The organism is Peredibacter sp. HCB2-198 (assembly GCF_045999315.1).
Lineage (GTDB): Bacteria > Bdellovibrionota > Bacteriovoracia > Bacteriovoracales > Bacteriovoracaceae > Peredibacter.
This window is the reverse complement of the sequence record NZ_CP174607.1, coordinates 1,857,244-1,876,108: the sequence shown is the minus strand read 5'-3', so window position 1 is coordinate 1,876,108 and position 18,865 is coordinate 1,857,244. Positions and strand designations below refer to the sequence as shown.

The 18,865-nt window shown below is 42.9% G+C and carries 12 protein-coding genes and 2 pseudogenes; 7 read left to right on the top strand and 7 right to left on the bottom strand.

Annotated elements, in window-relative coordinates; translation table 11 throughout:
- Positions 1 to 6: 6 nt before the first annotated feature.
- The gene (locus tag ACJVC5_RS09285; protein WP_408099094.1) at positions 7 to 3,099 is read right to left on the bottom strand and encodes a hypothetical protein; all 3,093 of its coding nucleotides are present in this window, start codon (positions 3,097 to 3,099) and stop codon (positions 7 to 9) included.
- Between the two features lie 189 nt (positions 3,100 to 3,288).
- Positions 3,289 to 3,945, bottom strand: coding sequence for a hypothetical protein (locus ACJVC5_RS09280; protein ID WP_408099093.1), 657 nt, complete (start codon positions 3,943 to 3,945; stop codon positions 3,289 to 3,291).
- 262 nt (positions 3,946 to 4,207) lie between these two features.
- Here ACJVC5_RS09280 and ACJVC5_RS09275 point away from each other — a divergent pair, with 262 nt between their 5' ends.
- Together ACJVC5_RS09275 and ACJVC5_RS09270 are read left to right on the top strand one after the other, a co-directional pair.
- Positions 4,208 to 5,845 (top strand): hypothetical protein, encoded by a 1,638-nt coding sequence (locus tag ACJVC5_RS09275; RefSeq protein WP_408099092.1) that lies wholly within the window; start codon positions 4,208 to 4,210, stop codon positions 5,843 to 5,845.
- A 39-nt stretch (positions 5,846 to 5,884) separates the two neighbouring features.
- Positions 5,885 to 6,946, top strand: a complete 1,062-nt coding sequence (locus tag ACJVC5_RS09270; RefSeq protein ID WP_408099091.1) for a hypothetical protein — start codon at positions 5,885 to 5,887, stop codon at positions 6,944 to 6,946.
- On the opposite strand, the gene ACJVC5_RS09265 is transcribed toward ACJVC5_RS09270, so the two are convergent.
- Positions 6,888 to 9,839, bottom strand: a complete 2,952-nt coding sequence (locus ACJVC5_RS09265; RefSeq protein ID WP_408099090.1) for a FecR domain-containing protein — start codon at positions 9,837 to 9,839, stop codon at positions 6,888 to 6,890. The genes ACJVC5_RS09270 and ACJVC5_RS09265 overlap by 59 nt on opposite strands.
- Before the next feature lie 108 nt (positions 9,840 to 9,947).
- Between ACJVC5_RS09265 and ACJVC5_RS09260 the strand changes: the two genes are divergently transcribed.
- From ACJVC5_RS09260 to ACJVC5_RS09240, 5 genes are read left to right on the top strand one after another with little or no spacing between them, the layout of a single operon-like run.
- Positions 9,948 to 11,492 carry a SpoIIE family protein phosphatase gene (locus ACJVC5_RS09260; RefSeq protein WP_408099089.1) on the top strand — a complete coding sequence of 515 codons (1,545 nt, stop codon included), beginning with the start codon at positions 9,948 to 9,950 and terminating at the stop codon, positions 11,490 to 11,492.
- A complete protein-coding gene (locus ACJVC5_RS09255; protein ID WP_408099088.1) occupies positions 11,489 to 12,421 on the top strand; it encodes a hypothetical protein in 933 nt (310 codons plus the stop codon). Before ACJVC5_RS09260 ends, ACJVC5_RS09255 begins: the two co-directional genes overlap by 4 nt.
- The gene (locus ACJVC5_RS09250) at positions 12,399 to 12,866 is read left to right on the top strand and encodes a hypothetical protein (protein WP_408099087.1); all 468 of its coding nucleotides are present in this window, start codon (positions 12,399 to 12,401) and stop codon (positions 12,864 to 12,866) included. The genes ACJVC5_RS09255 and ACJVC5_RS09250 overlap by 23 nt, the downstream gene beginning before the upstream one ends.
- On the top strand, positions 12,863 to 14,401 hold the full coding sequence (locus ACJVC5_RS09245) for a hybrid sensor histidine kinase/response regulator (protein ID WP_408099086.1): 1,539 nt from the start codon (positions 12,863 to 12,865) through the stop codon (positions 14,399 to 14,401). The genes ACJVC5_RS09250 and ACJVC5_RS09245 overlap by 4 nt, the downstream gene beginning before the upstream one ends.
- Positions 14,398 to 14,817: a response regulator gene (locus ACJVC5_RS09240; RefSeq protein ID WP_408099085.1), complete on the top strand. Its 420-nt coding sequence runs from the start codon at positions 14,398 to 14,400 to the stop codon at positions 14,815 to 14,817. Before ACJVC5_RS09245 ends, ACJVC5_RS09240 begins: the two co-directional genes overlap by 4 nt.
- On the opposite strand, the gene ACJVC5_RS09235 is transcribed toward ACJVC5_RS09240, so the two are convergent.
- The 4 genes and pseudogenes from ACJVC5_RS09235 to ACJVC5_RS09220 all read right to left on the bottom strand — a co-directional run.
- Positions 14,814 to 15,950, bottom strand: a complete 1,137-nt coding sequence (locus tag ACJVC5_RS09235; RefSeq protein WP_408099268.1) for a hypothetical protein — start codon at positions 15,948 to 15,950, stop codon at positions 14,814 to 14,816. The two genes, ACJVC5_RS09240 and ACJVC5_RS09235, sit on opposite strands and share 4 nt — an antisense overlap.
- Positions 15,951 to 16,058: 108 nt before the next feature.
- A pseudogene (locus tag ACJVC5_RS09230) lies at positions 16,059 to 16,607 on the bottom strand (protein O-mannosyl-transferase family); the annotation flags it as partial.
- A 61-nt stretch (positions 16,608 to 16,668) separates the two neighbouring features.
- Positions 16,669 to 17,553: a hypothetical protein gene (locus ACJVC5_RS09225; RefSeq protein ID WP_408099084.1), complete on the bottom strand. Its 885-nt coding sequence runs from the start codon at positions 17,551 to 17,553 to the stop codon at positions 16,669 to 16,671.
- A gap of 197 nt (positions 17,554 to 17,750) precedes the next feature.
- Positions 17,751 to 18,356, bottom strand: a pseudogene (locus tag ACJVC5_RS09220) (methyl-accepting chemotaxis protein); the annotation flags it as partial.
- Between the last annotated feature and the right edge of the window lie 509 nt (positions 18,357 to 18,865).

Here is an 18,865-nt window from a genome sequence, read left to right as displayed (position 1 = left end):
CATATTCTAATCACACGTCCCGTTTATGTTCTCATCCATGATTGTGCCAAGATACCAGGCTGAATAAGCTCCAAGGTTGTTATCGCGAGCACGAACCCTAAATTCAATATAAGCATAATCACAACGAACCATGGTATAAGTTAGCCAATTATTACTTCCCCCACCTGTATAAGATCCACCGGCCATATATGTGACCTGCCACTCGTAGCTATAATTACTGCCAGATCCTCCCGCCGCTGCCGCCGTCGCTGTTATCGAATAAGTCTGACCTAAGCTAACACCAGGTAATGGAGAGTAAGATAAATTCAGAGTCACGGCAGGATAGTTCGTACATGCTGTATTGGCGTAAGTTCCGGATAATGTTCCGTCGTTACAAGTTCTCACTTGAGAAGAACATGTCGCCGGAGAAACAGCAGTGCTTGTACTATATCCAGTCACTGCTCCTCCGTGAGCAATCGTGCCCCATGGAGTTCCAGTACAGCTATTGGCCGCTCTTGTTTGAACACTCCAGGTATTTGATGTTGTGGCCCCTAAAGTTAAAGAAGCATTTACTGTTCCAAGGAAACTAGCTGAAGAAGCCACTGCGAGGGAAATAGAATCTCCCGGCATAACTCCTGCAACTGAAGTTCCACTCCAGACTCCATTAAGAATAATATTAGAGCAGCCTGAGCATGTTGCCGTTAATGGACCATCAAAATTTGAGACCACAACGACGTTAGAACCAACCATGTTGCTAGGATTGACACCCGTAGTGTTATTGAATGTTATTGCACTAGGTGTATTGTCGAGACATACTGCCCCACTCGGAACATATCCAGCCGAACAACCAGTCACACTTGCGATTGGACAGTTGTTAACTCCTCCACCCGGTCCTGAATATGTCGCGGACATAGCATTGGCCGGAAGATTCGTACAAAAATAACTGAAGTCATTATTGATCGGAGAATAAAAACCATTACCAACATTCACGCAGGCAGAACCGTTCCAAAACTGATCTAATCCGCAGGTCAGACGGCAAGTTGCCCCATTTGGAACATAGTTCGTGTCACATGAGACACTTGAGATTGGACAATTGTTTGCTCCACCACCTGATCCAGAATAAACGACCGACGTTGCATTGGACGGAATATTTGTACAAGAATAACGATTGTCATCATCTGCAGGAGAATAGTAACCAGCTCCAACCGCCACACATGCAGATCCGTCCCAATACTGATCAAGAGAACACAATTGACGACAAGTAAGACCTTCAACGACATAGTTCGCATTACAACCGGTAATACTGCCAATTGGACAATTGTTCGTTCCGCCCCCAGATCCCGAATATGTGACTGAAGAAGTATTGGCCGGTAAATTAGTACATGAATAGCGATTGTCATCGTTTGCTGGAGAATAATAACCAGTACCGACGGCCACACAGGCAGAGCCGTTCCAATACTGATCAAGTGGACAAAGCTGACGGCACGTCAGTCCCTCTGGAGTATAATTGGCATTACAAGTTACACTCGAAAAAGGACAATTGTTTGTTCCTCCACCAACACCTGAATAAACAACAGACACAGCATTGGCCGGCATGTTCGTACAAGAATAAAGAATATCATCAAGGGCCGGAGAAAAATAACCAATTCCAACCATCACACACGCAGAACCATTCCAGTATTGATCAAGTGGACACATTAAACGACAAGCAAGTCCATCTGGCGCATACGTTGGAGCACAAGCGGTCACACTTGAGAATGGACAGTTATTAGTTCCTCCACCGACACCGGAGTAGGCCACTGAAGTTGCATTGGCCGGCATGTTCGTACATGAATAACGATTATCATCATTCGCTGGAGAATAATAACCAATGCCTACAGAAGCACAGCTCGCTCCTGTCCAGTATTGATCAAGTGGACACATCAGGCGGCAGGTCACTCCATCTGGGGCATAATTCGCAGAACAACTAGACACGCTCGCAACAGGACACGTATTCGTTGTTAGTCCAGAACTCGTATCATAAATAACATCAACAGCATTTAATGGTTTATTCGTACAAGAGCTTGCAGTGGTGGCCCCGCTACCAGAAACAAAAGTTCCTTGAGGAGCTTGAAGACAAGCACCTAATAGATTACTTGCTGTTTGGTAACTTCCCGGAGGACATGGCACACAGGCCGTGCCGTCATAAGAGTTTCCGGCAGGACACTGAATGGTAATGGTCTGACTACCTGAAGGTGACCAGTTACCAACTTCATCTCTTTCTTGAACATACAATGTATGTGGCCCATAAACGAGATCACTAGGTGGCGTGAAAAAATTTAAAGTCGTTTCATAGGCCCCAACTGTCAAGTCTGTATCATCTAATTTATAGCGATACGTTCCCTCACCCGCTCCTCCTGAAATCCATGACCAGGTGGGAGTGAGATCAATTGTGTTCGCATCTGCGGCCATGATTGGCATTGAAGGAAGGGCCGTATCAACTAGAACTCGAATACTTTCAATTTCAGAATAAGGTTCATCACTGGTAGAGTTCACTGTTCGAACTTCAATCAAGTATTCTTGTGCTGGATCACCGCTGAGTCCTGGTAAATTAAGAGACCACTGGCCATTTACACAACTCACCAGACCAGAACTCCAGGCGCCTCCATCAACTCGAACTTCCATCCCGTCAGTTGTGTCGGAATTGCAAGTCCCTTCTAAGATGGGTGTCGTTACGTTTGTTGAAAAGTCCTGACTATTATTAGACGCAATTGAGGGTTGAGGAGTCGCCGGTCTGTGGTAATTCACTTGATAAGAAGTTGAAAGTGTTTGAGAAGCAATTGATTCGGCCAGAATATAAGACAACAGACGATCATCATTCGGATCTGTCACAGGAACTCTTGCTACAAAGTTTCTGCTGATCACATCGCAAGGTGAAGTCGTGATCTGCCCTTCAAACTCAACCTCTACATTTTGAGCAGTGCCTGGACACTTACCACGTAGCTCAACTTCAACAGTGGTCAAGTTCACTGATTCAATTTGATGGCCAGTAACTAATGGAGCTGATGGAGTCGAGTCTTTAACAATAACATTGATATTACCCGTAAGCAGGTTTCCTTCCTGGCAAGAGACCAGGAGCATAAGAATTAGTGAAAGGGTGAGAGTGCAATTCACGTAATGGGTATCGGTCGTGTTGATTTTTAGTTGATTCAGATTAAATGAAACAACCTAAATTTATCTTGAAGATGGAATCGAAGCTTGAGAAAAGGGAAAAAAATTCCTCATCCTGAGCAAAGCTTTGGACATTAATCAGCGGAAATTTTCGGACATTTATAATTTGAATTCTAACCCAAGCGCATAGCTATCATCAGTGGCAAAACCCTTCTTAAAGACACGAGCGTTCTTCACGACTGCTTTCACTTCATCAGCGAAACATTCAAAGAAACTCAGCCCCTGAATCTCAATGGCCTCATTTAATTTGGCATTACTAAGAGTTTCTTTTGTTACGATAATACAAATTCCGCTCTTAGAAATATTGTAGATAGGACAGAAGACAGCAATTGTACCGGCGCTATTTTTGTCACTGAAGCGAACAGACACAATTCTCTTCTCTTCATCAGAAAAATAAATTCTCGGATGATTTCGTAGTTCTTTTAACTTCACGGATTGTGGGAAACTAAAGGCCACAATCGAGTTCTTGATTTCCATATAGGGAGATGGTCTCGTTTTAAATACCAGCCCTTGTGCTTCAAATAGAAAATAAGTCTCTAAATCTTTTTTGAAGTTCTTCATCTGGCCTGGATCTAAGTCCACCATGAAGATACCTTCATAAGTATCAATAGATGAAAATTTTCCCTCGCATAAGAAAGTTCTCTGTTCAGTTTTTGGATCTTTCTGCCAAACAGAAACAGTGGCAGAGGCCTCAAATTTCTTTTGAACAAGTTTAATGATCTCTTCACGGTTCGTAGTTGTAGCGTATTGTTGCATGAAGGGTATTATAGAGGTCTTTTGGATTGGCTCAACTTTTAGTCGAATTCATATACTTACCAGGATCGGCCTTGCAAAAACTGTTGGCGACACTATTAAGCTTCTTTTAACAATTGCATTTCCAGCCCATTTTTCGGGGAAAACCCTACTTTTTTTATCAAGTGGAATAATGCTTTAGCCGATAACCCCATGAAACTAGGTTTTAAGATCAGTTTACTCAGAAAAGCCTTTAAAATGAGTTCAAACCAACCAGAAGGGTTATATGGCACGTAAGTTAAAAAACTTTTGGGTTCTACCAGTTACTATGATGCTCGCTTCAGCTCCGGCCTTTGCGGGTAACGGAAATGATGTCTGGGAAAGCATCATTAAAAGACTCTTGGGTAACAAATCGAAAACTTTAAAATTGAGTGCTGGTCGCGAAACTGTTCCTGCACTAAAGTTCACTCCTAAGGTTGTGAGCTTCAAAGGTATCTTGGAAGTTCCCTCTTCTATTCATTTAACGAGTGGATACGGAAAAGTCAGTGCAACATCAGGACAAATTGTTTTTGATAACAATGTGATTTGTAACTACTCTCCAAAATCAAACAACTCTCTCTTTAACAAAGTTTACTTTCTACAAAGCTGTTCGGATGGCTCTCGCTCAAGAGACGACATCTATGTGAATAGCAAAGTTGAACTTCGTTTAAATAATGCCTCAAGTGATCGCGCCACTCTTCAAGCAGAACTAAAAATTGTTCGTGCTGATGAAGTTGCTTACGGTCTTGTCTTCCCTTACATCCAGGCCAGTGAAGGACAAGTTTTAATGTTCAATGGTGAAGCTTGGGTTCCGGCCGATATTTCTGAATTAGATCTTCCTGCTGGTGGTGCTGGTGAACCAGGTCCAATGGGTCCTCAAGGTGAAGTTGGTCCAATGGGTCCAGCTGGTCCACAAGGTCTTAAAGGTGACAAGGGTGATAAAGGAGACAAAGGCGATAAAGGTGAAAAGGGTGACAAAGGTGATCCTGGTGTAGCTGGTGCTACGGGTGCTGTTGGCCCGCAAGGTCCAGTGGGTCCGGCCGGTGCAGCAGGTGCTACTGGCCCACAAGGTCCAGTTGGTCCAGCGGGTGCCGTGGGCCCTCAAGGTCCAGTGGGTCCTGCTGGTGCAGTAGGTGCTATTGGTCCACAAGGTCCAGTTGGTCCGGCCGGTGCTGATGGAGCTCCGGGTGCAGTGGGACCTATGGGTCCGCAAGGTCCAAAAGGTGATCAAGGTGTGGCCGGTGCTCAAGGTCCGAAAGGTGATACAGGTGCAACTGGTGCCCAAGGTCCACAAGGACCGATGGGTCCAATGGGTCTTCCTGGTCTACCAGGCGCTCAGGGTCCGCAAGGTCTTCAAGGTGAAGCCGGTCCACAAGGTCCAGCAGGAGCTCAAGGTCCTAAAGGTGACAAGGGTGACAAAGGTGAACGTGGATTGTCTGAGATCGCTTATCTAAGAGATGAAAAAGCTCCTGGTGCATACGGTGGTACATGTTCAAATACTTACGGTTGGTTTGCAAGAACACTCAATACACTTGGTGGTGATACGAATTTTATTACTCTAAGTAATAACCGTTTTACTCTTCAGCCTGGTACTTATTTTATCGAAGCTCAGGTTCCAGGATTTGCGGTTTCACAACACCAAGCTAAATTGAAAGTAGTTGAATCAAATACTGACGTGCTGATTGGAGCTGCAGCTGTGTCTCACCCATCCTCTCCATCGACTACACATTCAGTAATCAGTGGGGAAATCATTGTCACAGTAGCAAGTACTTTTGAAGTTCAGCACCGTTGTTTTTCTGATAAGGCCAACTATGGTCTTGGTTATCCAGGCAACTTCGGGGTGCCAGAGATTTACACTCAGGTTAAAATCATCAAGAAACAATAAGAAATTGCACGCCTCATAAGAGCAAGTTAACATGCTCTTATGAGGCTTTTTTATTTGCCATTCATTCTCGCGACAGGGACTGCTCTTGCAGCTGCTCCGGATTGTATCAGAGCTGATTTCATTGCAAATACTCCTGGCTGTACTTCCCTCACATTAGACGGACCTGACATTATTATATCTGGTGGTCCGGCCTTAATCTGGACTGGCCTTACAGGTAACGTAACTATTAACACAAACATCATTCTCGACGGTGGAAATGGAAATACCAATGCCATGGACCCCGATCCAGGTGGTAGTGCTGGCCCTGGTGCAGATAAGGGCGGTGGTTTAAGTTTTGGTAGCAATGAACCTGGCGGATCAAATTCTGCCAGTGATGGAAAGGCCCCTCTGGCAGAAACACTTGGAAGCCCATGTTCTAATGCTGGCGGTGGTGCAGGCTTTTACAGCAATGGTGGTTCGGGTGGAACTTGTGCAACAGCAGTAGAGCCCGTTGCAAATGGCGGTAGTGATAGTTCGGCATTATTTGATTTCACTCTCGGACTATTTCGAGGTGGATTCGGTGGTGGAGCAGGTGCCATTGGTTCTGATATTGCTGTTGGTGCTGGCGGTGGTGGCGGTGGTGCTCTTCACATCGAAACTACAGGCACAATCACAGTTAAATCAGGCGTAAGAATTTCTGCTCGCGGAGGCAACGGTGGAAACGCGACCATTAACGGTGGTGGCGGAGGTGCCGGATCTGGCGGGGCCATTTGGCTTGTCGGTAGCTCTGTTCAATTAAACGGCTCAATTGATACTCGCGGTGGAACTGGTGGCAAAAATAACAACACTGGTGCTCATGGTGGGAATGGAAGCGATGGCCGTTACCGGATTGAGAATGGCCCGATTGTGACTGAAGGTCACGGTCTCGCTTCTGGAGGAAGCTCTTCTAGAAAACTCTCATCTGATATCAGCTGCGGAACTATTGGTGTTGCGAAAGAAAATAAGAACGAAACTTTTCAAATGCTGACTGGATTTATGATGGCCCTGATGATGGGTGCGATGATTAAAATTCTTTCCCGATTCCCAAAGAAACTTTTAGCGAAGTCTGCTCTCCGGAACTAGTCGAATAACTTCTCGTAGAAAATTCGAGTCCACCTAAGAGATAAAAACTCTTCATGTGACGTAAGAAATCAGCACCAGCGTCTATCTGAGTGATTTCCCCTGTGAGATAAAACAACTTGGATTGCATTTCCCATTTTTCACTGAAGCTTAAAAAGTCTCGAACGGCGAGACCATAAGACAATCCGGACACCGATTTGGCCTTCACTTCATCGGTTTGGATCTCATAGGCCTGCCCACTACTCTGCCCTAGGGCCAAACCAACTCCGAAGCGATGATTTCGAGAAAAATTCCAAGTATAGACGTAATCTAAAAGTGCCCTCTGAAATAAATAACTCTCACCTTCGAAGACTTCACCAGTTTGTCTTAGGATCTCTCCAGAAAGCACGCCACGCTCTCTGAAATAAGTTCCCGAGAGAGAAACACCCATTAAAGCATTACCATCAATTTTACCATCTTCACCGTTTTGTGAAAATTTGTAACTGTCTTTAGAAGGAGTCCAGGCAAGACTCAAACGGGTCTTCCACTTTTTAGTCCACTCTGCTGGAGAAAAAGCGGGATCTTCTTTAACTTCAGGGACCTTTTTCTCATCATGAACAACAAATCGGCCAGTGTTACTGACAACTTCTTTTCCTTTCTTATTGAATGCGGTTACACGCCAATAAAAAAGTTGGGGAGACCAATTAAAATCGGCCAAGTTCATTTCAGATTTTTTGGTGTTCTTCCTAACGAGCGGTTTTTCAAATTTTTTATCTCGAGAAACCTCAACCATATAATGATCGTTTTCCGCTGAGTCTCGCCACTTAAGAGCAATCTCTTCTTTTTTAACTTCCTGGGCACGAATCGGAGAAAGAAGTTTCGGTTTCACCGGATCAGCAACGAGTTCACCAGTAATCGTCAGGACCGCCGGATCACTAAAAAGACTCTGTCGGTCCCAGAAATCCACAACTGCATACTGCCAGTAATAAGTTCCAGGAGTCGCGGATTTCCAGATGAATGTCTTGTCTGTTGATTTGGCCTCATAGATCATTTCCGTGAGGGCCTCATCTTTATAAATACGAATAACAAAACTCTTTGCTTCTTCTTTAGTAGGAAGTTCAATTTTTGCCATTCCTTTTAACTCATCCGCATGGGCGGTCGGAATGATCAAATCCCAAAAACTAAATGATGATGTCGTCGGAAGTTCCTCTAAAGGAACTTCAAGATCAGGAAGCTTTTTAGGCTTGGTCGGAGCAGGCACAGGTTCGATGATCACACGTTTTGGTTCGCTTACATTAAGTGTTCCATCCGCCAGGATTTCACGACTTCTCCAGTAATAAGCTCCCACTTCAGGTATTGAAATTTGCGCAGAATCTTTGTTGGCCTCGATGCGTTTTATGATCTGTTTAAATTGAGCATCTTTCGCAAGTTCAAAGACACTGGTACTCCCCTCGGAAGTTTTCCACGTGAATGTCACAGATTGATCAGGTTTCTTGAGCTGAATGCGCTGAATGCCCTCAGCATTCTTGACCTCTGACAAATCTTCAACTGTAAATGTTTTCCATTCACTCCATTCACTCGTTCTTAGATGATTATCTTTCGAACGAAGACGCCATTTATATGCTCCACCCTTTGTTGCTGTCCATTCAAAACTATTTTCCGAAAGATTCTTTGAAAATGTTTTTCCTTCAGGATCTAGAACTTCAAGCTCGACAGGTAGATTTGATTTCCAACTCAGATCAATCTTCTCATTTGGCCTTTCATAGGTCTGAAACTCCACTTCATGGGGAGCAAGGTCCAAGGGAATTGCTGGCAAGGGGACAAGACTCACTTGAACTTTTTGCCAATCACTCCAGAGTGCCTCTGGACGTTTATCACTATCAATTTTTACCCGCCATTCGAGTGGACCGGAAGCGGCCACTTTAATAAGAGCACTTCCCGCAGAAGTTTTTTGAGATTTGATTTCTTCCCCGACTTTCCACTGAAGTTCGAAGTTCAGACGTTCTTCGTTCTTCCATTGAAGGAGAACTGAGTTATCTAAAACACTCACCTCTTCACCGTTCAGAGGTCGTAAAAGTTTTGGCGGAGTTTCTTGAACAATTCGAAATGGAGTAATGAGTGAAATTCCTTTATCACTTTCTACCCGAAAATAATAAAGTCCAGGTGAAAGCTCACCTTGAATTCCACTTAGACCTGAAAACTCCTGAGCATTTTTTAATGTCTGACTCTTCGAAACCAGAATTCTCGCTTCTTCCTGAGGCTCCCAATTAAATCGAATAAGAGCAGGATTATGAACAGAATAGTGAACTTCACCTTGTACTGGAGAGGTCGTTTTGAAATAGATCGCTTTCTTTGAAACCTTATCACCGTCGATGCTTAGAGCAGTTTCAGCATTGAGGTTGGCGTTCATGCCTGCCCCCTCAACCTTCACCTCACCTTTTAAAACACCGATCTCGCCTTTTTCATCCTGAAGATTAATTTGAATGTCGGCGTCCTTACCACTGACAAGATAGTTCTCTCCATTCATCTGTACGACAATCGGCTGATTCTCATCAATCTTCGCCCGAATGAATCCTTTTTCAAGGTCCATCGACTGCTCTTTCCCGGCAGTTTTTAATTTCACCAGCGAGTTCTCACCGATGGCAAGTGAGCTGCCTTGAGTGAATTCCACTTCAGCGCTGGAGTTATTGTCGGTATAAATTAATTGATTCTCTGTGAGTTCATTTCCGGAATTTGCATCTCGCCAATCAAGTGAAAGGGCCCGCTTGGTTTTAACCACTGACATCGTAGACGTAAGTCTTCCCAGAGTAAGACCTTCCTCACTCTCAGACCTCTGAAAGAATAATTGATAAGAACTGAACAGTATCAGCATCACCCCTAGGGCAACTAGAACCTGGTCAATACGTCGGGACATCATGTTAATAGTGTAACAGACCGCAACTAGGTAAAAAGGGTAGGCTTAAATTACCCTCAACCTAAGTTATAATGGAGATACCATAAAAAAGGATTTTTGATGGCGTCTACCATGAGGCAAGTTCGCTTCCCTCTGAAATTGAAGCTTCTGACTTTGATGATTGTGCTTATTGCGGCCTCATTGACAGTGTTTGTCGGAATTGCATTAAAGACATTCAAAGAAGATAAGAGCGCCTACATTTTCGAAACTCTCCTCTCGGAAGCATCTTCTGAACAGATTATCCTTTCTCAAAAATTGGGTGATGGCTCGTTTAAGATTAAAAATTCAAATCTTGTTTTCAATGACACTGATCCCTCTCCCCTCCTTAAAGAACAGCTTGAGAAGGAATCTGGCTACGATGTAAAAATCGTGGTTCCCGAACAGACCTCATTTCTTCAATGGAAAGAAGGTAAGCTTTCCCAGGTGACTCCTGCTGAAGGAGAACTTCTTGCAGACATTACAAAACAGTCCATTAACCAGGCCGTAAAAGAAATTAAGCTTGATGGCGTGAAGTATCTTTATGCCTATGATTATAATCCTCAGCTTAACTATATTTATGTAGTGATGCTCTCCCAAGAGAAGGCCTTTTCGGTTACTCAATACTTGATTAACAAGTCTATGCTTTATGGCGCTTTCATTCTTGGTATTGCCATGTTGCTATCAGTGTTCTTAGCAAGACCACTTACCGCTCAGCTTGAAACGCTTTTTGGGATGACTCAGGAAATTGCGAAAGGAAATTTCAATAAACGCGTTTCCATTAAAGGTCATGACGAAGTGGGAGCTCTCTCTGATTCAGTAAACGATATGGCCGACAAAATTGTGGTCTATATGGAAGAGATGAAAGAGAAGGCCCGCTTAGAGAACGAAGTCCAAGTGGCCCAGTTAGTTCAATCATCATTTTTCCCAACGACCTCTCTCTCAGATAATGTGCTTTCCACTCACGGTCATTTTGAGCCGGCCACAGAGTGTGGCGGGGACTGGTGGGGCTTTTACGATCAGGGAGATTGGCGTGTGTTTTTCATTGCAGATGCAACTGGACACGGAGTACCTGCGGCCCTTTTAACTGCCACTATCAATTGTTGTAAGTCGAGCCTTGGTTTTATTCTTGAAACTCGTCCGCAAATTCTAAGCGAGCCAAATGAAATCCTCCGCTACATGAATCAAGCGGTTTGCGGGGCCGGGAAAGAGATTCAAGTGACATGTTTTGTTGCCAGTTTTAACCGTAAGACCCGTGAGTTTAAGTTCTCAAACGCCTCTCATACTCCCCCTCTTCTCTTCAATGGGGGCCAAGCAGAGCTGGCAAAAGATAACTTTCAACCACTTATCGAGGCAAATGGTCCAAGATTAGGACAAAAGCTAGACTCAAAATTTGAATGTGAGACGCTGAACCTTAAGACCCATGATACTATCTTTTTCTATACAGACGGCTTAACAGAAGCAGAGAACGCTGAAGGCACCCGTTACGGTGAAAGACGTCTGATCAAATCTTTGGTCCAGCATGGACTAGGATCACCGGAAGAGATTATCAAAGGAGTGATGGGAGATTTTCAGGTCTTCGTTTCAGACAAACCTAAAAATGACGATTTAACGGCCGTATCAATGAAGGTAATCTCATGAATGCACATGTTGCAGTTTACGCCAAGGATCCGAAGGTCTTCGAACAATTGAAAAGTTCAGCTAACTCCACTCACTTCATTGTTCATGATGCTCCTGACCTGAACGAGTATAAAGAAAATCACTTCGTCGTCTGCGACGTTGAGACTTTCCAGGAAAGATTGGCGGAATTTAAGGCCATCAAAAAACACCTGCTCTATGTTCTATCCAGTGGAACAGATGAAGAGAACATGAAGCTAGTGGAACAGCATGAACTTTATCACCTCGTAGGTTTGAACGAACAAATCTTCGGGACAGAGATCATGTGTAGTTTTAAGAAGACGTTCGATAAAAAGATATGGGGCCTTCGGTCTTATATGGGTGATGATGCCGAGATTAAGATTATTTCTTTGTCGGACTCAAAGCACACCAACGAAATGATCCAGGATGCTCTTGGTAACTTTGATTTCCAGGACTACTTCTCCTCACCGATTGAATACATTCAGGTGATGGCGAATGAATTGATTTCTAACTCTCTGTATAAGGGACCGAATAAGAAGAGACAAGAACAGGGCCTTGAAAGTGTGGATCGCAGAAGCCCGGTGTTCTTAAAAGGTTCGGATCTCGTACAGGTAACTTTGGGGATGAATGATATGGGTGTCGCCCTTTCAGTTCAGGACTCATTTGGCGGTCTCTCTTACGATCTTCTCATCGCAAGCTTAAAACGTAGCTTCGCAGAGAAAACCGTCATGGAGAAAAAAGATGGAGCGGGTCTGGGTCTCTACCTTACCTTCCTCCATAGTAATCAGTTCATCATTAACTATCGCGAAAATTTCCGAACAGAAGTTCTCTGTATTATTGATAAAAACAAACGATATAAAAACTATAAGCAACGTATTCGTTCATTTCATTTCTTTCAAGAGGTACCCGGTGAAAAGACTAACGATAAATAAGCAAATCTTACAAGATGAACTGAACGTCGAATTGATTGGCTCAATTGATGAGGATGCAGACTTTAAAGAGCTGATTGGTCTTGAACAAAAAACCATCTCATTTGACTTCGACAAAGTTTCGATGATTAACTCCTGCGGTATCCGCGAGTGGATCAAGTTCATTGAGAAGATCCCTGAGTCGACTCACATTGTGTATAACAACTGTCCTCAGATCATCATTGAACAGATCAATATGGTTCACGGTTTTTTCCGTAAAGGCGCCTCGATCAACTCGTTCTATGCACCTTATTTCTGTGAGAAATGCAGTAAAGAACATAAAGTACACCTGAAAGCAGATCAGGTGAAGAATCGCAAGGCCCCGAAGATGGAGTGCCCGAAGTGTGGTGAAGAGATGGACTTTGATGCCATTGAGGCCCAATACTTCAGTTTTCTAGGGAAAGTATGAACGATTTTTTGGCCTTTGATCATTTATTTGACCCTCTTGTGGTAATGAACCAAAAACAGGAGCTGATTTACTTTAATAATCAGGCGAGCACCTTTTTCAAGCTCCCTCCTCGTGTCCTCAAGCAGAAGAATCATCTGATTCAGCTTTGTGATTCGGCCGGATTCGATATTGAGGACTGGCTTTCAAAAGCACTTTTGAGTTTCGACGTTCTCATTTCTCCCGAAATTAAAATGACACTTCCTCATGATCCTGAGACCGAATACTACATCATTTTAAAACTTGTTCCGGTTCAAACAGATAAAGGTGCTAACTTCGCGGTCATTTTTCATGACAAGACAGTTGAGACCAACCTTCATACGAAGTACCGTGATCAATTAGAGGAGCTTAAAAAGACCCATAGCCAGATCCTTCAAGCGGATAAACTTACGACTCTTGGAGAACTCACGGCCAATATCTCTCACGAGATCAATAACCCACTTACAATTGCGGCCGGACATTCAGAGATCATTAAAGATTATCTCGGCTCATCAAATCTTGCGACCAAGGTAGATCGCTTGAAGAGTGCGAACCAAACGGTCCTTGATTCTCTTGAACGCGTGAATCAAATCATCAAAAACATGAAGGACTTTCTGCACCAGAGTGAAGAGCAGAAAGAATACTGTGATCTCGCGAATATTATCGAGGCCTCAATCGAATGGATTGGTTCTACTGCGAAGAAGGCCAATGTTTCGATAGAAAGAGATTATCGTGAGCATCCAGTTGTATTGGTTAATCGTATTAAACTCGAACAGGTAGTGATTAACCTGATTAAGAATTCAATTGATGCCATTAGTGATGCCGGTGTTCCAAATGGGATCATCAAAATCACTCTTTCAAAATCGGATGCTGATCAGCAGACTTACCTGGATATTGTGGACAACGGTCCTGGTATGCCAGGAGAAATAAAGAAAAATCTCTTTAAGCCCTTCCAGTCAACTAAGGACGTAGGTAAAGGAACGGGTCTTGGGCTTTCGATTTGTGCCAAGATCATTGAGTCTCACCGTGGCCGTCTGGAGCTTATGGATTCGCAAAAGGGATGTCACTTTAGAATCAGGCTTCCACTTATCGAGGCCTATAGTTACACCAGAAATGATAAGTCTCTGACGGGTAAAAAAGACCAAAAACGTATCTTAGTGCTAGATAACGAAGTACAGATCTTGAACGTTCTGAATACATTTATCGCAGACACGGGCCATGTATTTATTGGTTCATCGGATCCTCATGATGCCCTCGCCTTCTTACAGAAGGCCGATATTGATTTGATTGTGACTGATTACCATATGCCGATAATGACCGGTAGTGAGTTCTCATATAAGGCGCGGGAACTTGGTTATCAAGGTCCGATTCTCTATATGACGAGCTCTAAGTTCATCGAACAGTTTAATAAAGACAAAAAAGACCTCGACATTGGTGGTCTCATCATCAAGCCATTTAGTCGCGATGATGTGATGAAGACCATAGACCTCTCCTTAAAACCTAAGGAGAGCAAAGAATGAGCACAAATCCAAAAAGACCCCAGGAGATGAACATCCTGGTGATTGATGACGAAGAGAAAATCTGCGAATTGATCAAAATCTTTTTAGAATCTGCTTTCCCATTTCATTCGGTCGTTGCCGCTCCCAATGCAGCTCAGGCCATGCAAAAGTTTCTTAACCAGGAATTTGATCTGGTCATTATGGATCATGTAATGCCTGGGAAACCTGGAATTGAATTTATCGAACAGCTAAGAAACTCGGTAAAATATAACAAACTCAAAATCATTCTGATTTCTGGTTATCTTCAGCAAGAGGATGTTCTGGCCGCGATTCAGCTAAATATTAAGCACATTATTGTGAAGCCATTTACTCGTCAGCATTTAATTCAACAAGTGGCAGATATTCTGAAGATCAACCCGGAAGTTGAGACGGATTAATTGAAAGTATAGTACTGCGCATCTGCATTCATGATCAAATTCTCCAACTCTACTTGGCACTCACGAGTCTTTAAGCTACGAACTTGCTCATAGACACTGCATAGTTTCTCACGATAAAGAATCGACAACGGTGATAGAACAGTGGCCTTTTCCAACTGAGTAATTGCACTCATTACATCAAGCTGATTCAAATAGAACATGGCCTGACTGTAGTCACATAGCCCATAAACAAAATCAAAACTGATGGCCGAATCATATCGTTGAAGTTGAGAGATCCCTGGCCGAGACCTCCAAGAATAGGAATCGTTAACGGAACAATTAAAATCATCCTGTTTTAAATCATCAGGGTAATAATTAAAGATAGAGCCGTAGTATCTAGATTTAAATCCGTCACCCAAATCAACTGGACGGGCATTGGTATAATAAGAATACTTTGAATAATTGATAATCCGATGAATCTTTGGATGCTTTCCTTGAAAAATATCAGGATATTGTTTGATGACCTTTGAGAAGACACGCTTGGTATTTGTATCCGTCAGAAGCAAAGGAACATCCGGTCTAAGTTTCATCACTTCATGCAAATAGTAAGCAACACCGTTGTGAGTGTCTCCTATTGCATGATAAATCGAATTTTGTGGCAGTGAATTAAGTACATTGACCGCATAGTCCTCAACGACTGTATTTTCCCGGTAATTATTCGAAGGGTAATTCTGGACAATATTCAGGCCAACATTCACTAATAATACAATTAAAAGCCACTTCGGGAATTTAATCTCTTCATTCCAGATCACAATCAAACACAAGAAAAAAACGGACAGAATAGGTTGAAGGAGGAATCGTTCCATGACTGTTAGGCCAAGGCCAGAAAGAGAAATGGATCCAAACATCTGGAAAACGATACAGTAACCAATAAGAGAAAGTCCTAAAACACCTAAGCGATTTTTCTGATTGAGAACGGCCTTGTAGTGCTTAGTGCATACGTAACCGATAACAATGAATAGGCCCCAGAAATTTAAAATGAAATCAGGAATGAAATAGGCCCAATCTGTCTCTCCCATCTTCGCCATGGCCAACGAAAAAGTTCCATAATCCTCTCTCAAAAAATGAGAAACGACATCGGAAAATGTCTGCAAGTCTCTCCATGAGCCGTAAGCTTCAGGATTAAAAGTTAAGAGCAATAAATAGAGTGAAGCGGATATAAAACCAAAAAGCAAAGACAGGGCCAACTTCTTCCACGTGAAATTCTGAAATAAAGCAAAAAGGTATAAGGGGAAAAAGAACACAATGATATGGTGATTTGCCACAGATAAGGACACAAGAAAGATCATCCACCATCGGTCTAACAGACGAGGCCTCATAAACACCAAAAAAACCAACGTCAAAAACAAAAGATGAAATGCAAAGGCGTCTGGCAAAATAGAATATCGCCAATGATAAAGTGAAGTGCCTAGAATCATGATAAGCAACAAGTTCTCGGTACTTTTCTTTTGGTAAAGAAGCAATCCCAACCAGATACACGAAAGGATGACGGTCATGAATGAGGCCGAATGGAAAGGACTTAGCAAAGGTAAATATTTAACTGGCAAGTGGTAGAGCAAAGTCCAAAGTGGGTAGCCCGGAGGATGAGAGACTCTTAGAAAATAGGAATTGGTCACCAGCTCACCAGTATCACCGGTTTGAACCGTATACGGGGCTGTGAACACATAAAGAACGAATAATGTAATCAGTGAAAGACAAGCGACTTGCCCGGAAAGCAAGTTTTTGAATCTATTAATAATTTCTCTAGACATCTAGCTAGTATGAGAAATTATTAATGCTTTACCCACTCAATTTTTCTTAAGAACTGCCCTACTACAATGGTGTTAGTGCCTTCTTAAGCAGTACTTCATTATAGAAGTACACAAACACATCCAAGTGATCTTTGAGACACTTCGGATCCTTGGTCGTACACCAGGTTTTTCGAATAAGACGATTCACATTCGCACGAAGAAGAGCACAGGTATGATTCACGATGAAAAGCGGATCAAACTGCACCTTTTTAAGCTCTCCCTGTCCGGCAACACATCCGCGCTCACTTTTAAAAGTCAGATGCTTGGCTTTAGGTAAATAAGCCGAAACAAATCCCGGATACCTCTGGTGCTCATCACTTTTCACTAAGACTTCAGATGAGACAATCGGAGCAATCCCCTGAAACAATCTCGTGAGTCCTTCAAAGTGTTCGTCTTTTCTCTGTCCGTACTTCTTCAGTGCGAACCTTGAAAGATGTCCGAAGGCGGGAATCTGCGAGACCTCTACCGCTAAAATTCTCCGCCGATTTTCATCCACACAAATCGAAACACTCAAAGGTTTGAGCTTTGAGTTCTCTTTCGTAATAAGATCATCAATTTGAATGTTATGGATCCTACCTTTTAACTTTAGAAGTGACTCTTGATTGAGTCGCCGACACTTTTTTCCCAAGAAAGATAATTTGCGCTCGACCGTTGTTCGATGGATACCCAAGAGAAGCGCAGATCTTCTTAAAGAGTTTCCTGAAGCAAGAAGCTTCAAAAGCGGAAAGTTAACCCGTCTTTTCTTTTGCCGATAGGCCTCAGAAAAAGTGGCATTGGAAAAACGAGTTCCACAGTTTTTACATCGAAATCGCTGGATCACTTTTGAATCGTCTTTACGACGAAAATGACCGTCACGGATCACAAAATGAGGAAATGCGCAGGATGGATTTGGACATATTCTATTCATGTCCTTTAAACAGCAAAACTGGTTCCAAGATTTGGTTTAACTAAGTCGTGAAAGTTAAAGAGGATGTAACGCGAGACTTGATAAAAACTTACTGGTGTTAAGGAAAAAATTATTTAACCCAACACCAGTAAACGAGAGCAGTTCTTTTTTCTTAAGTAAGAAAGGAGAGGCGAACCTCTCCTTATAAAGATTTTAAATTATCCAACTTGTGGAACGTGATCGTTTGAAGAGTGTCTTCTCATTCTTGGAGCACGATCGTGCTCGAACCCAGCAGTTTTAAGACCTGTTAGATTAGCAAGGTTTGTGATTGTGGCCGTTAAATTCTCAGTCGACTCATCCAGCTCCGCGGCGGCAGAAGAGATCGTTGAAGAAGAAGCAGCGTTACTTTGAGTCACATGATCAAGTTGGTTCATGGCCTGAGAAATCTGGCTCACACCATTACTCTGCTCTACACTGGCCGTAGCAATTTCATCATTAAGACTTGCTACTTTATTTACTGAATCCACAATTTTCTTCAAAACTGTAGAACTTGATTGGGCCACATGTTGACCTTGCTCAATTTGTGTCACACTGGCCGAAATAAGATCGGAAATTTCTTTTGCTGAAGTCGCACTTCTTTGAGCAAGACTTCTTACAGCATCTGCAACTACCGCAAAGCCTTTACCTTGTTCACCGGCACGTGCAGCTTCTACAGCAGCGTTAAGGGCCAGAAGGTTAGTTTGGAAAGCGATATCATTAATGACTGAAATGATCTCTTCCATTTTCTTTGAAGAAGTCACGATTTCATCCATAGACTTCATAAGAACATTAATTTCCTGACTTCCCTCTTCTGCGGCCGTCTTAGAGATATTAGACAGCTCAGAAGCGGATTTCGCGTTCTCTGCGTTGAGTTTAATCATACTTGAAAACTCTTCTAGTGAGGCAACTGTCTCTTCCAGAGAGGCAGCAGATTCGGTTGAAGCAGCTGAAAGCTCTGAACTTGCACCAGAGAGGTTCGTAATCAGAAGACGAATTTGAGAATACGACTCTGTCAGAGATTCTGTTTGCTGTCTGATACCATCTCTTAATGCTCTTGAAGCAAGATACATTGTAAGTGAGAGACCGATAATCATGATCGCAATACTTCCGAGGGCCAAATTAGCATATAATTGTGCAGCAGACACGAGGTCTTCAATTCTCTTATCTAAGGCCTGCTCAAATTCTTTTACTGGTTCAGCAATATGATTCAGGTACTCATGGTACTTTTCATCATGCATAAGCTTTCTGGCCATTTCGAAATCAGGATCTTTCTTTACAGTGAAATTACCAGAGG

What these genes read in the sequence shown, in the direction of transcription:
- ACJVC5_RS09285 (WP_408099094.1), bottom strand. Translation starts at nt 3,099, where the DNA reads ATGCTCCTGGTCTCTTGCCAGGAAGGAAACCTGCTTACGGGTAATATC.
- ACJVC5_RS09280 (WP_408099093.1), bottom strand. Translation starts at nt 3,945, where the DNA reads ATGCAACAATACGCTACAACTACGAACCGTGAAGAGATCATTAAACTT.
- ACJVC5_RS09275 (WP_408099092.1), top strand. Translation starts at nt 4,208, where the DNA reads ATGGCACGTAAGTTAAAAAACTTTTGGGTTCTACCAGTTACTATGATG.
- ACJVC5_RS09270 (WP_408099091.1), top strand. Translation starts at nt 5,885, where the DNA reads ATGAGGCTTTTTTATTTGCCATTCATTCTCGCGACAGGGACTGCTCTT.
- ACJVC5_RS09265 (WP_408099090.1), bottom strand. Translation starts at nt 9,839, where the DNA reads ATGATGTCCCGACGTATTGACCAGGTTCTAGTTGCCCTAGGGGTGATG.
- ACJVC5_RS09260 (WP_408099089.1), top strand. Translation starts at nt 9,948, where the DNA reads ATGAGGCAAGTTCGCTTCCCTCTGAAATTGAAGCTTCTGACTTTGATG.
- ACJVC5_RS09255 (WP_408099088.1), top strand. Translation starts at nt 11,489, where the DNA reads ATGAATGCACATGTTGCAGTTTACGCCAAGGATCCGAAGGTCTTCGAA.
- ACJVC5_RS09245 (WP_408099086.1), top strand. Translation starts at nt 12,863, where the DNA reads ATGAACGATTTTTTGGCCTTTGATCATTTATTTGACCCTCTTGTGGTA.
- ACJVC5_RS09240 (WP_408099085.1), top strand. Translation starts at nt 14,398, where the DNA reads ATGAGCACAAATCCAAAAAGACCCCAGGAGATGAACATCCTGGTGATT.
- ACJVC5_RS09225 (WP_408099084.1), bottom strand. Translation starts at nt 17,553, where the DNA reads ATGAATAGAATATGTCCAAATCCATCCTGCGCATTTCCTCATTTTGTG.